Source organism: Streptomyces montanus (genome assembly GCF_005786655.1).
Taxonomy (GTDB): domain Bacteria; phylum Actinomycetota; class Actinomycetes; order Streptomycetales; family Streptomycetaceae; genus Streptomyces; species Streptomyces sporangiiformans.
Genome location: NZ_VBZC01000010.1, coordinates 138,585 through 152,532 on the forward strand (window position 1 = coordinate 138,585; position 13,948 = coordinate 152,532).

Genomic DNA, 13,948 nt, shown 5'->3' on the forward strand with positions numbered 1-13,948 from the left:
ACGGCCGCCACAACGGGAGACACGCTCATGCTGCTGACCACACCGACCACCGCCCAGCACGCCTTGATCAACACCTGGTTCGACACCTACATCACGCGCGCGCACCCCTTGCTCGGCCGTGACGGCGCCGTCTGCCCGTACGTCACCGCAGCCCGCCACCAAGGCGTCGTCCACGTCCGATCGGCCACCGCACGCCCGGCCGGCGACCCGCTCTCCCGGGACCGTTTACTCACCACCACAGCCGCAGTCCGGACCTGGCTGCAATCCGTGCTCGGCTCCGCACTCGACGAGTTCGAGCACCACCCCTGGCCTCCCCGCGCCCGACAGCTGCACTCCCTCGTCGTACTGCTCGAGGCCCTCGCTCCAGAGCACTGGGGCGAACTCGACCGCGCCCACGAAGAGATCAAGACCGATGTGATGCGGCGCGGCCTGATGGCCGGCCAGTTCCACCCGAACTGCCCGGCCCCGGCGGCCCACAACCCGTCCTTCGCGGTCAACCGCGCCCCCGCGCCGCTCATCGTGATCCGCCGCATGGCCCGCCACGACCACCTCTTCGCCGAGGACCCGCACCACATCCAGGCCTACGAACGCCACTTCCGCTCGACAGAGAGGTCCTCGCAACCCCCGAGGCGGCCGCCGCCCAGGCACCCCGCCCACCCGTGACCGCAACCGAGTTCGCCCACTACCTGGCCCCTTCACGCCGCCCGGCTGGCGCCGGCCGGCACGGTCACCGAGGCCAGCGCCTTGCTTGTTGCGGCTCTCGACATCGGATGCGCCGTGGGCACCGGGGCCGCAGGACACTCCTTCGCCCGCGCGCTCCTGCCGGCCGGCGGGGCCGCGGCCCTTGTCGTGCTCTGCGCCGCCCGCGGGCTGAGACGCCCTCGGGTCCTTCCCACCACCGTCCCCGAACCCCAGCAGGTGACCACGTGAACACCGCCCCCTCCCACGCCACCTCTCTTGTCCAAAGGACTTCCCCGATGACCGCACCCGCTGTGCCCTCCGCGACCTCGCCGGCGCTTGATCACCTCGATGAACTGCGCGCAGACGTCGTGCAGGGGCTCACCAAGTCCCCGAAACAGCTCTCGCCGAAGTGGCTGTATGACGCGGACGGGAGCCGGCTGTTCGACGAGATCTCCCGGCTGCCGGAGTACTACCCGTTCAGGACGGAGCAGGCGATCATCGCCGACTCCTGCACCATCATCGCATGGCTCACCTGCGCCAAGACCCTGATCGAGCTGGGATCCGGTTCGTGCTCGGCCAAGACGCGTCTGCTGCTCGATGCCCTGGCTGGACCGCTCACCACGTACGTGCCGGTCGACGTGAGCTCCAGCGCCCTGGCCCAGGCCTGCGCCTCCATCGCGGCGGAGTACCCCGCCCTGGCGGTGAAACCCCTCCTGGCCGACTTCACCGCCGCAGTCGACCTTCCGCCCACTGACGGGCCACGCCTGTTCGCCTTCCTCGGCGGGACCTTCGGCAATCTGCTTCCCTCCGAACGGGCGGTATTCCTGGGCGCCCTCACCTCCGGCCTGGCTCCCGGCGACCGCCTGCTCCTCGGCGTGGACCTGGTCAAGGACCCAGCCGTCATCGTCCCCGCGTACAACGACGCGGCAGGCGTGACGGCCCGGTTCAATTTTGGTCTTCTGCGCCGCCTCAACCGGGAGTTGGACGCCGACTTCGACCTGGCCGCGTTCGAGCATGTGGCCGTCTGGGACGCGGACCGAGAGTGGATCGAGATGCGTCTGCGGTCCCGCCGGGACCAGACCGTCACCCTGCGCGGCCTGAACCTGGTCGTGCCCTTCACCGGCGGGGAGGAACTGCGCACCGAGGTCTCCGCGAAATTCCGCCCTAGCGGTCTTGCCGCCGAGCTCAACGCCGCCGGCCTGGAGCTGAGCCACTGGTGGACCGACCCCGCCCGCCTCTACGGGCTGGCCATGATCGCACGCGCCGACGACATCGCCCCGGCTGCCTGATGCCCGTCCCCGCAGATCCCTCGCCCGCCGCGCACGCGCTGCCCGAAGTCCTGCCGCCGGCCTCGGCCAGCCGGCCCGGACACCAACGTCCCTAGGGAGGTACTCGCTCATGGTTCAACCCGTGCCCGCCCTGCCCGCAGCTTTCCCCGCCCTTCACGCACCTCATGCGAGCATCCTGAAGGACGGCACCCGTGTCCTCAGTCGGCCCGCTGTCCGAGCCGACCTCGACGAGGTCAACGGGCTGTATCGCAGGTGCAGTGCGGAAAGCCGACGGGCTCGGCACCTCACGCACCGCAGCGAGATCCGACCGCACGAATGGGAACGGATGGTCGACGTCCGCAAGGCCATCACCCTGCTCACCGCGACGACGACCACACCCGATGAGGTCATCGCGATGACCAACCTGATCGAGACCGACCCACCCGGATGCGCCGAGTTGGCCGTCCTCGTCGCCGATGCATGGCAGCGGCGCCTGGGACTGGGCACCTGCTTGGTGCGCTACGCGGCCAGCCTCGCGGTGCTGCACGGCTACAGCACCCTGACCGCCGAGGTCGGCGCAACCAACACGCGGATGCTCGCGATCCTGCGCCGCCTCGATACCTCGGTACCCCAGAACACCTCGTCCACAGTCTCGATCACCGTGCCCCTGCCCGTTCGTCACGCACACCACGACGAGAAGCAAAGGAGGTAGACCGATGCCAGCGCTATCGAGGTCGAGACCGGCTCCCCGGCACCGTGTGGTGGTGACGGGTATGGGGGCGCTGACCCCCCTGGGCGCAACCGTGAAAGACACCTGGGCCGCCGTGATGAACGGGGAGTCCGGCATCACCAAACTCGACACGGACTGGGCCGCGGACCTGCCCGTCAAGATCGCCGGCATCCTGCCCACAGACCCGGCGGACGTCATCGGCAGAGTGGCCGCACGCCGGCTGGACCGCTCCCAGCAGATCGCAGTAGCCGCATCCCGTGCGGCGTGGGCCGACGCCGGCGCACCCCCGGTCGAGCCGGAGCGGCTGGCCGCGGTGATCGGCAGCGGTGTCGGCGGCGCCCAAACTCTCCTCGATCAGCACGACCTGCTGCACACCGACGGCCGCTCCAAGGTGTCGCCCTACACCGTGCCGCGGCTGATGCCCAACGGCGCGGCCGGTGCCGTGTCGATCCTGATGGGCGCGCGGGCGGGGGCCCACGCCCCCACCAGCGCCTGTGCGTCGGGGGCCGAGGCGCTGGTCTGGGGCAGTCTCCTGATCGCGCAGGGGATGGCGGACGTGGTGATCGCGGGCGGCACCGACGCATGTATCGCACCGATCTCGGTCACCGCATTCGACAGGATCCGCGCCCTGAGCCGCCTCAACGACGAACCTGAGCGTGCCTCGCGGCCCTTCGACCAGGACCGGGACGGGTTTGTCATGGCCGAGGGCGCCGGGGTGGTGGTGCTGGAGCGTGAAGATCACGCCCGGGCCCGCGGCGCACGCATCCACGCTGTGCTCGCCGGATCCGGGGTGACCGCGGACGCCACGTCGCCCACCAACCCGGACATCGACGGACAGGTCCGCGCCATCCACCAGGCCCTGGCGAACGCCGATTTGCGCCCACGGGACATCGAGCACGTCAACGCCCACGCGACCGGGACACCGCTGGGGGACTGCGTGGAGGCCCAGGCCCTGGCCCGGGCCATCGGCACGCACCCGGCCATCACGGCGACGAAAAGCTATACCGGTCACTTGCTGGGGGCCGCGGGAGCCGTCGAAGCGATCATGACGATCTTGGCGATGCAGCAAGGGATCGTCCCGCGGATCCGCAACCTCAACCACGTGGACGACCGGATCGACCTGGACCTGGTCCAGGAAGCGCACCGCGCCACCACCCCGCATGCAGCCCTGTCCTCGTCGTTCGGGTTCGGCGGCCACAACGTGATCCTCGCCCTCACCCGCGAGTGAGAAAAGACCACCGCCCACAACGCTGATCGGAGCTGACCGACGTGCCCACCAACATGCTGACAGAGCTGGAACCGTTCGTAGCAAAAGCCCTCAATGACCACCTGAACACCGTCACCGACTGGGACCCGGTGACGAGCTACGTCCCGTGGGGTGAGGGGATGGACTTCCAGGAAGTCCCCTGGGATCCCGCGCATTCCAAGCTCAGCCCCCCGGTACAGGCCGCTCTGGCCGTCAACCTGGCCACGGAAGACGAACTGCCGGGCTATTTCGCGGAATTGAATAGGAGGTTCGGGAACCACGAGGCCTGGGGCGCATGGCTGGGCCGCTGGAAGGCCGAGGAGGGGCGGCACGCGATCGCGCTGCGCAGCTTTCTGGCCGCCACACGCGGGCTGGACCCGCGCCAGATGGAGTCCGACCGGATGGCCACCATGCAGTCTGGCTACCAGGCGGGTGACAAGAGCCTGCTGGAATCCATCGTCTACGTCACGGCGCAGGAACTCGCCACCCGGGTCTCACATCTCAACACCGGCAAAGCCGCCCAACAGGCCGACCAGATCGCGTGGCTGCTGCTGAAACGCATCAGCCAGGACGAGAACCACCACTACCTGTTCTACCGCAGTCTGGTGACCGCGGCCCTCGACATCGCACCCTCGGAAACCGTCGAGGCAGTCTGCCGCGAGTTCATGCAATTTGCGATGCCGGGCGCCGACATCATTCCGGGTTTCCGGGAACGGGCGTTCATCATCGCCCAGGCCGGGATCTACAACCAATCCGTCCACTACGGAAGCGTCATCGCCCCCCTCCTGAGGCACTGGAAGATCTTCTCCCTGGAGGGACTCACCCCGAGGGCCGAGCAGAAGCGCGAGGAACTCGCCGCGCATCTGGAGAGCCTGCGCCTACGTGGGCGCCGCGAGCCGGAAACCCTCGCCCGGATCGCCGCACGACGCACCACATCGGCGCCAACCGGCAGCGACCGGGCGGGGGCTGCCGCGTGCTGACTCTCATCACGGCCGCCGCCGGAGTGGTCGTCGCACTGGCCGTGCCGCCCATGGCCCTGGCCGCGCAGGCGCGCAGTGCGTTCCGCCGCATCATTCTGATCAACCGTGGACATCCCTCGGGCCTGCTCTGCGCGAGCGGGTCCTACGGCGAGGACCACGACGGCGACGCGATCACGATCGGCATCCTGGGCGATTCGCTGGCGGCCGGTCTCGGAGCGGATGACGTGTCTGGGACGCCGAGTGCGCTGATTGGCACGGCAGTTGCCACCCGTGCACACCGACAAGTCCGCATCGTCAATGTGGCCCGTGCCGGCTCCGGCGCGTCGGACCTGGCCCGGCAGGCCGACAAGGTTCTGGCTCAGGGCCGACTGGACATTGCCGTCCTCATTGTCGGTGCGAACGACGCCGCATTCGCCACGTCCGGGTCCTGGCGGGAGCGGACGCTGAGTCGCTCGGCAGCAAGAATCGGGCAGGCGATCGTCGAGCTCAAACGGGACGCGACAGAGGTGATCTGCTGCACCTGCCCCGACCTCGGCGTGGTGCCGGGGATCCCGGTGCCGCTGCGCTGGTTTCTACGGCTGTCGGGACGGCGGCTCGCGCGGCTCCAGCGCGCCCACATCCTCCGTAGCGGAGGTATCCCCGTCGCGCTTGCCGAGCTGGCCAGCCCCGAATACGCCGCCAACCCGGGCCTGCTGTCGGACGACCGGTTCCACCCTTCCTCCGCCGGCTACGAGGTGAGCAGCGCACCCGTCATTCACGAGATCACCCGCCTGCTCAGTCCCACCCGCGAAGACGTCGCGCGGGGCCGTGGCTCGCAACCCGCCATCGAGCAGCCCTGGCCTGCGTCACCTCACTGAACCCACCGGCCGCCACCGCCGCGGTACCCCACCGCTTGCACGTATTCCAGGCGCCGCTCCCGGCGCACCTCCGATGGCGCTTACGCCTTGACTTCAGCCCACTGCACCGGAGACACGCTCATGTGCACGACAACGCGTCCACGCCCACCGGCTGCCCGATTGGGCATGGCTTTGGCGCGGGCCACTGCCGAGAACGGCCCGCGCCGCGCAGGCCTCAGGCCACGCCGATGCCGTGGTGGCTGGCTCCGCCGTGATCCGCTCCATGTACGCCCGGCCCGCCGCGCCAGCGGAGGCGGCCGCCGCCGGCGTGCTTGTGGGCCCTTGGGTCCTCCCGGTGCCACAGCCACGCTCGCCCCCGTCCTCTCAGTCCCGGTCTGCCAGCGCCTCGCGCTGCGCACAGCAGCCCGTTCCCCTCGCCCGTCGCCCGAGAGGCCGTCATGAGCAACTCCACACAGTCCCGGCCGCCCGCCACCCGCCTCGACCGTGCCCTTGCTGCCAGCCACGCCGAAGCCCGGGCCGCCACGACCAAGGGAGACTGCGGTGCCCCCTGACCAGGACCAGTCACTCACCACCGACATTCACGAGACGATCATCATCCTCCCAGGCGGCGGCATCCACGCCCAGGGCCTCCTGCGCACAGGCCCCGAGCCGCCCGAGACCCTCATCGAGGGCGTGTGCACCCCGCTGCGCGCCGCGGCCGCCCGCCAGGGCCGGTCGATCTGCCTCAGCATCGGCCACCCCGACGGACGCGTCGAGCAGTACCAGATCGCCGCCGACGGCACGCTCCATCCCCACCGGGCGCCGACCGCTGGCACCGCGGCCACCGATCCGATCTGGAGCCAGGGCATCCCGGAGGACACCGGCCTCCTGGACCCGGTGCGCGCGGCACAGCGCGCAGGACACTGGCGCGCCGCGCAGCGGGCCACCCACCGCGCCACCCAACACCTCGTCGCTCAGCACGGCCGCGACCACCCCTACGCGGCGATGGGCATCGAACTGCAGGCCTACTTCGCCCTGATGGCCCAGGACCGCACGACCGGCGCCGCCCTGTCCACTGAGGCCGCCGTCGCGATCCACCGACTGGGCGGCCCTCCGGCACAGTGCCGTCACAACATCGCGAACGCCGTCGCCGCCTGGCTCCACTCCGACCGCGACACCCGCCCCGGCGGTCCTGGCTTCGCCGTAGCCCACGCCCTGGTCCGGATCACCCCCAACGACCAGGCCGCCCTCGCCACCCTGCTGCGCCGACTCACCAAGGACCACCGATGACCACATCGCCCATGCGGCGGCGCCCCGTCGGGCCGCCGCGCTACCGCAACACCACCGGCCGCACCCGCGCTCGCCTCATGCGGATGCGGCGACAGACCTCGCCGCCGCCAGGCACGCTGATGCCGCGCTTCTCCCACGCCCCACCGCCACCTTCCCAGGGGGCCCATCACGCCTCCCGACCCAGCGCGACGCCGTTCACCGACCGCTGTGGCGAGCAGACCCCCGCACCCGTCGCGCCCCGGCTGCCCCACAGGCGCCAATGCCTGGCTCAGCAGTCCGTTCCACCAGCACCCACGAGAACGCGATGGCCCTCTCAGCGAGTTCAAGTGATGTTCGGTTGTGAATCTCGCGCCGTGTGGGCGGACCTGCGACGGCGGCTCGGCCTATCCGCCCAACCGAGCCAAACCTCCGTTGGCGGCAGATGCCGGGGCGACCCGGACGTCGTACTGCCGCACACCCAGTCAAGGGACGACCCCCGGACCCCCGCTGCAGCGGGAAACCCATCGCGAACCCCCGGCCAGCTCACACACAGAGGACGGCCCGGACGACAAGCGCACAGTCCCAACAGAGCCCCAAAGGAAAGGCATCATGACCACACCACCTCACCCCCAGCATGGAACCGGTGCTGCCCAGCACGCGCCGACCCAGCAACCCTACGGACAGGGCTACACACACCAGACGCCCATTGGGACGCCGACCGGCCTTGCCGCCATCGGATCCCGGCTGGGAGCGCGCGTACTGGATCTGATCACCTGGTACGTCGCGTATCTCGTGCCAGTATTCCCGGTGGTGATCTGGATCGACCACGGCGGAGGGGCCCTCGCCAGGACGCTGCTCTTCGTCTGGCTCCTGGCATCGTTCGTGCTCTACTTCCCGTTCGCTATCTGGAAGTTTGGCTCCACCCTGGGCAAACGCATCTTCGAGGTGCGGATCGTGCGCTGTGAAACCGCGCGACGCGTGGGATTCTGGCGCGCCTTCGGCCGCGAGATGTTCTGGATGGGGGCCTTCTTCATCCCGGTCCTCAGCCCGCTCAACGCACTGTGGTGCTGCTGGGACAAGCCTTGGCGGCAATGCCTCCACGACAAGGTCGCCGACACCATGGCCGTCGGACGCAAGGCTAGTGATCCCGCCTATGCGGCCTGACCCGTGGAGAGACGGCGTGCGGCGCGTGAGGTCCCCGGCATCCGGTTTCGAACGCGAAACGGACGACGCGGTCATGCACTGCATCGGGCGCCAGGGCCGTGAGGTCCTGCAGGCCCTCGTGAATGGGATCACTGCCGGGCGAGGACCCACAGCTGCTTCAGGACACGTACCGCTGGCGACCTCGATCGAGTGGCTGCCCTTGGTTCCGACAGTGCGCGAACGCCTTCCCGGCTTCCTCTTACTGGGGAGATCTCTCGAATACACGGCACTGGAGCGCATGTTTCTACTGTGAAGGATCAGTCATGATGGAAAATCCCCTACAAGTGAGTTCGGAAGGGCAGATTCCTCCCGGTGGCAGGGTGGTGGAGCACCCGGACTGGCCCGTGCTCAAGGATGCCGTGGAGCGGATCCGACCATGGCAGTCCAAGGACGGCTCGATCGACTTCGACGCCGAGGACGCTCCTGATCCCGCCGACGCCGATGCCGCCGTACGCCGTGTCGTGGACGCCGTCGAGGCACTCGCCCCACTGCTGCCGCACGACGCCGCGTATCTCGAGGCGGTCGTCTCGGACCTGCGCCGCTGGGCGGACGAGGGCTTCAAGGTGCCCGACTTCCTCGACTCACTGCTGGCCTTCCAGCCCGCCGCGCACCGCGAGGACGGCCTCCAGCACCTGGTCGTCTTCCCGATGTACACGCAGAACGGCAACCCGAACCGCAACTTCGAAGCGGTCGTCCTGCGCATGGTGTGGCCGGACTGGCTCGCCGAGCTGGAGCGCACCCGCTACGACAACCCACTGTTCTGCGGCATCACCTTCGAGGACTTCACCGCCGGCTATGACACCAACTCGGCCGTCCTCTTCCCGGAGACCATCGCCGTCCGTCAAGCCCCCGAGCGGTTCAGCTGGGGCGGCATCTTCTGCGACCGCGAGGCAGCCCGCTTCCGCCGGGTCACCGAGGCCGCCGTCGACATCCTCGGCCTCGAACTGCCCGACGACGTCCGTGACATGGTCGGCGACCAGGACCGCTGCCAGCAGGCGTTCGTGCTCTGGGACATGGTCCACGACCGCACCCACAGCCATGGCGACCTGCCCTTCGACCCGTTCATGATCAAACAGCGCCAGCCCTTCTGGATGTACGGACTGGAGGAGCTGCGCTGCGACCTCACCGCCTTCAAGGAGGCCGTGAAGCTGGCGGACAACAGCGTCGCGCAGGGCCGTGACGTGCAGTACGCGGTGCTGTTCGACCGGATGTTCCGCTTCCCGGTCACCGGTGAGCGGGTCCGCAACTACGACGGTCTCGGCGGCCAGCTGCTCTTCGCGTACCTGCACAAGCACGACGTCGTCCGCTGGAGGGACAACAAGCTGTCCATCGACTGGCAGCGCGTCCCGCGGGTCACCAACCAGCTGTGCGCCGAGATCGAGAAGCTGTACCGCGACGGCATCGACCGTCCGAAGCTGGTCCACTGGCTCGCCGGCTACGAGCTGGTCTCCACCTACCTCGCCCCGCACCCGGGCTCCAAGTGGGCCAAGGGCCCGGACGCCCTGGATCTGAGTCTGCCGCCACGCAAACTCGTCGACGACGTGCTTCCGGACGAGTTTCCGCTGAGCATGTTCTATGAGGCGCTCTCCAAGAAGCTGAAGAACGTGATCGCCTCTACCAAGGGCATCACGGCGGACAGCGCCGAGCGGGTGGCCGCGTGAGCGACCGCACCGACACGACTGCTCAGGAGGCGAGGATCATGGGGAACGGGGCGCTCAACGGCGCGGTGATCGCGGTGGCCGGCGCGGGCGGTCCCGCCGGCCGGGCCACGTTGCTGCGGCTCGCCGAGGCGGGTGCGGTCGTCGTCGGCTCGGACAACGACCCGGAGCGGCTGGCCGAGGCCGTGGACACGGCGCGCTACGCGTACGGCGGCGCCACCGTCGTCGGGGACACGGTCGACCTGCTCGACCGGGAGTCGACCCTGGACTGGGCCACGCGCGTCGAGAAGGACTTCGGGCGCGTCGACGGACTGGTCCATCTCGTCGGAGGCTGGCGCGGCAGCGAGACCTTCGCCAAGACGAATCTCGACGACTGGGACCTGCTGGAGCTGCTGCTCATCCGTACCGTGCAGCACACCTCCCTCGCCTTTCACGAGGCGTTGCAGCGCAGCGACCGCGGCCGGTACGTCCTGATCAGCGCAGCGGGCGCCAGCAAGCCCACCGCGGGCAACGCCGCCTACGCCGCCGCCAAGGCCGCCGCCGAGGCGTGGACGCTGGCCATGGCCGACTACTTCCGCAAGGCCGGGGGAGCGGAGGGCCCGACGTCCGCGGCTGCCATCCTGATTGTGAAGGCGTTGGTGCACGACGCGATGCGCGCCGAGCGTCCCAACGCGAAGTTCGCGGGCTTCACGGACGTCAAGGAGCTGGCCGAGGCCATCGCCGGCGTCTGGGAACGGCCCGCCGCCGAAGTGAATGGGAAGCGCCTGTGGCTGACCGAGAAGCCGTGAACCCTCCGAAGGCCCCCGATACGGCGGCTCGTCGACATCACGATCCGGAAGACCGCGGTTTCGCCAGTGACAACTACGCGGGAGCCCACCCCGAGGTGCTCGCCGCCCTGGCCCTGGCCAACGGCGGCCACCAGACCTCGTACGGCGAGGACGCGTACACCGATCACCTCCAGCAGGTGATCCGCAGCCACTTCGGGGCGACGGCCGAGGCGTTCCCCGTCTTCAACGGGACGGGCGCCAACGTCGTGGCGCTCCAGGCGCTCACCGACCGCTGGGGCGCGGTGATCTGCGCGGAGAGCGCGCACATCAACGTCGACGAGGGCGGCGCCCCCGAGCGCATGGGCGGCCTCAAGCTGCTCACGGTCCCCACGCCCGACGGCAAACTCACGCCCGAACTCATCGACCGGCAGGCGTGGGGCTGGGAGGACGAGCACCGTGCCATGCCGCAGGTCGTCTCGGTCACCCAGAGCACCGAACGCGGCACCGTCTACACGCCCGACGAGATCCGCGCGATCTGCGAGCACGCCCACGCGCACGGTATGAAGGTCCACCTCGACGGTGCCCGGATAGCCAACGCGGCCGCCTCGCTGATGGTTCCTATGCACACGTTCACCAACGCGGCCGGCGTGGACGTCCTGTCCTTCGGCGGCACCAAGAACGGCGCGCTGTTCGGCGAGGCCGTCGTCGTCCTCAACCAGTACGCCGTCAGCCACATGAAGCACCTGCGGAAGCTGTCGATGCAGCTCGCCTCCAAGGTGCGCTTCGTTTCGGTGCAGTTGGAGGCGCTGCTCGCCAAGGACCTCTGGCTGCGCAACGCCCGCCATGCCAACGAGATGGCCCAGCGCCTCGCCGAGGGCGTGCGCGCGGTCCACGGCGTCGAGATCCTGTACCCCGTCCAGGCCAACGCGGTCTTCGCCCGGCTGCCGCACGACGTCAGCGAGCCCCTGCAGAAGCGCCACCGCTTCTACTTCTGGGACGAGGCCGCGGGCGACGTCCGCTGGATGTGCTCCTTCGACACCACCGAGGACGACGTGGACGCCTTCGTGTCGGCACTCAAGGAGGAGATGGCCCGTTAGTACGCCGTCCTCGGAAGGGTGAGTCTGCATAGATGTGCGGCTACTCAGGTTGAACTCGTGGTGTCGCATACGGCTGACCCGGGCCTGCTCTGTGCGGTATCACCGTTGGATGCGGTATCCACAAGGGGGCGGGCTGACCGCCGAGCGCCGGGAGTTTCGGGAACGGTTACGGTTGGAAGCGGCCGAGCGGTTCGAACGTGGTGAGACGAACGCGGTGGTCGCCAAGGAGTTGCGGGTCAGCGTCCGGTCGGTGCAGCGGTGGCGCCGGGCCTGGGCCGAGGGCGGTTGGCGGGCCCTGAACTCCAGTGGCCAGGCGTCGCTGCCGCGGCTGAGTGACGAGCAGTTCGCTCATCTGGAACGGGAGCTTGCCAAGGGCCCGGCCGCGCACGGCTGGGAGGACCAGCGCTGGACCCTGGGCCGGATCAAGACGGTGATCGGCCGGCGCTTCCACATGACCTACACGGTCCAGGGTGTGCGCAAGCTCCTGGTGCGCAACGGCTGGTCGTGTCAGGTCGCCGTCCGCCGGGCCCTGGAGCGGGACGACGAGGCTGTCACCGGCTGGGTGAAGGAGGTGTGGCCGTGCGCGGAAGGCTCGCGGCGGCCCGTGGAGCATGGCTCGTCTTCGAGGACGAAGCTGGCTTCTCCATGACGCCGCCGCACGCCCGAACCTGGTCGCAGCGAGGACGCACCCCGGTGGTGCGGGTTCGCGGCCGCTCCCGCAGACGCATCTCCATCGCCGCTTTGACCTGCTACAAACCCGGCCGCAGGTCACGGCTGATATACCGGCCACGCCGCGACGACGGCAACCGTGACGGACACAAGAGTTTCTCCTGGCGCGACTACCGCGACCTGCTGATCGTCGCCCACACCCAGCTCGGCGGACCGATCGTCCTCGTCTGGGACTGTGAGAATGACGGTGTCCCGTTCGGATCACGGCCTGGCTCGGTCTGGGACTGACCTTGGTGTCCAGAGAATTGATCTGTCGGCCGTGGTGCGAGCGGGACGTGCCGGCACTCGGCGAACGGACGTGTCCCCATAGGGGCTTTCGCTTCAGCATCCTCACAGTCTTGACCGCCCGTCTCCGTCGCAGCCGGTCAGCAGCGAAACCGGTTCGGAGGAGGCACTCATGACTACCGCTACGACAGACCAGCCTTCCTTAAAGGCGCCTCGCACGACCGCCGTTGACGTGGTCCTCGGCGTTGATACCCATAAGGACGTGCACGTCGCCGCTGTGCTCACCGTGCTGGGCGCCCTGTTGGCCACAAGGTCTTTCCCCGCAACTCTGGCCGGGTATCGCGATCTGCTGGCCTGGACTCGCACCTTCGGCGTCGTTCATCGAGCCGGAGTGGAGGGCACAGGATCATACGGAATATCGCTGTGCCGATACCTCCTTGCGGAAGGCGTGCAGGTCATCGAGGTCAACCGGCCAGACCGTGCCGCCCGGCGACAGCGTGGAAAGACCGATGTCATCGACGCAGAAGCGGCAGCCCGGGCGGTGCTGGCAGGCCGGGCCCGCACCTGCCCGAAGTACACCGAAGGCACCGTGGAGGGCCTCTGGGTGGCCAAGATGGTCAAGGACTCCGCGGTCACTGCCCGCACGCAGGCCATCAACCAGCTCAAAGCCATCCTGGTCTGCGCTGATCCAGGCCTGCGTGAATCGCTGGAACCGCTGCGCAATCCGGCGCTGTTCGCCGCCTGCGCCCAGCTCAACCCCGAGCACAGCGCCGTGCACCAAGCCCTGCAGCTCCTGGCCGTGCGCATCCGCCACCTGTCGGAGCAGATCACCACCCTGAAAAAGCAGATCACCCTCATGATCCGTGCCCTCAACCCGAATCTGCTCAAGGTCTTCGGCGTGGGGCCCGACAGCGCGGCAGCCCTGCTCATCGCCGCCGGCGAAAACCATGACCGGCTCACCAGCGAGGCCTCCTTCGCTGCCCTCTGCGGCGTGAGCCCGGTCGAGCACTCTTCCGGAAAGAGCCGACATCGCCGCCTCAATCGCGGCGGCAACCGCCAGGGGAACGCAGCGCTCTACCGCATCGTGCTCACACGCCTACGACGAGAAGAGCGAACCCGGCACTACCTCGAACGACGCACCATGGAAGGCAAGACCAAACGAGAGGTCATCCGGTGCCTCAAACGCTACGTGGCGCGGGAGATCTACCACTGCATCCTTGCCACACCACTACCCCAACCGAGGACCAGGACCGGTTGAC

12 protein-coding genes and 1 pseudogene are annotated in these 13,948 nt (G+C 69.0%); all 13 read left to right on the forward strand.

Features of this window, described 5'->3' with window-relative positions:
- Positions 1-27: 27 nt before the first annotated feature.
- The 13 genes and pseudogenes from FE633_RS47740 (at position 28) to FE633_RS11380 (ending at position 13,947) form a co-directional block, all read left to right on the forward strand.
- Positions 28-663, forward strand: coding sequence for a DUF6875 domain-containing protein (locus FE633_RS47740; protein WP_212747201.1), 636 nt, complete (start codon positions 28-30; stop codon positions 661-663).
- 314 nt (positions 664-977) lie between these two features.
- Positions 978-1,970, forward strand: a complete 993-nt coding sequence (gene egtD / locus FE633_RS11320) for an L-histidine N(alpha)-methyltransferase (protein WP_138044999.1) — start codon at positions 978-980, stop codon at positions 1,968-1,970.
- A gap of 109 nt (positions 1,971-2,079) precedes the next feature.
- On the forward strand, positions 2,080-2,661 hold the full coding sequence (locus FE633_RS11325) for a GNAT family N-acetyltransferase (protein ID WP_138045000.1): 582 nt from the start codon (positions 2,080-2,082) through the stop codon (positions 2,659-2,661).
- A 4-nt stretch (positions 2,662-2,665) separates the two neighbouring features.
- On the forward strand, positions 2,666-3,907 hold the full coding sequence (locus FE633_RS11330; protein ID WP_138045001.1) for a beta-ketoacyl-[acyl-carrier-protein] synthase family protein: 1,242 nt from the start codon (positions 2,666-2,668) through the stop codon (positions 3,905-3,907).
- A 41-nt stretch (positions 3,908-3,948) separates the two neighbouring features.
- The gene (locus tag FE633_RS11335; RefSeq protein ID WP_138045002.1) at positions 3,949-4,905 is read left to right on the forward strand and encodes an acyl-ACP desaturase; all 957 of its coding nucleotides are present in this window, start codon (positions 3,949-3,951) and stop codon (positions 4,903-4,905) included.
- On the forward strand, positions 4,899-5,762 hold the full coding sequence (locus FE633_RS11340) for an SGNH/GDSL hydrolase family protein (RefSeq protein WP_138045003.1): 864 nt from the start codon (positions 4,899-4,901) through the stop codon (positions 5,760-5,762). The genes FE633_RS11335 and FE633_RS11340 overlap by 7 nt, the downstream gene beginning before the upstream one ends.
- A gap of 540 nt (positions 5,763-6,302) precedes the next feature.
- Positions 6,303-7,031, forward strand: coding sequence for a hypothetical protein (locus FE633_RS11345; RefSeq protein WP_138045004.1), 729 nt, complete (start codon positions 6,303-6,305; stop codon positions 7,029-7,031).
- 588 nt (positions 7,032-7,619) lie between these two features.
- On the forward strand, positions 7,620-8,174 hold the full coding sequence (locus FE633_RS11350) for an RDD family protein (protein ID WP_138045005.1): 555 nt from the start codon (positions 7,620-7,622) through the stop codon (positions 8,172-8,174).
- A gap of 302 nt (positions 8,175-8,476) precedes the next feature.
- The gene (locus FE633_RS11355) at positions 8,477-9,874 is read left to right on the forward strand and encodes a DUF6421 family protein (RefSeq protein ID WP_138045006.1); all 1,398 of its coding nucleotides are present in this window, start codon (positions 8,477-8,479) and stop codon (positions 9,872-9,874) included.
- A gap of 38 nt (positions 9,875-9,912) precedes the next feature.
- On the forward strand, positions 9,913-10,659 hold the full coding sequence (locus tag FE633_RS11360; RefSeq protein ID WP_138045070.1) for an SDR family NAD(P)-dependent oxidoreductase: 747 nt from the start codon (positions 9,913-9,915) through the stop codon (positions 10,657-10,659).
- Positions 10,656-11,735: a threonine aldolase family protein gene (locus tag FE633_RS11365; RefSeq protein ID WP_138045007.1), complete on the forward strand. Its 1,080-nt coding sequence runs from the start codon at positions 10,656-10,658 to the stop codon at positions 11,733-11,735. Before FE633_RS11360 ends, FE633_RS11365 begins: the two co-directional genes overlap by 4 nt.
- 109 nt (positions 11,736-11,844) lie before the next feature.
- Positions 11,845-12,647: pseudogene (locus FE633_RS11370) on the forward strand (winged helix-turn-helix domain-containing protein); the annotation flags it as partial.
- Positions 12,648-12,861: 214 nt separating this feature from the next.
- Entirely contained in the window at positions 12,862-13,947 is a 1,086-nt protein-coding gene (locus FE633_RS11380; protein WP_138045010.1) for an IS110 family RNA-guided transposase, read from the forward strand.
- Position 13,948: the final 1 nt, after the last annotated feature.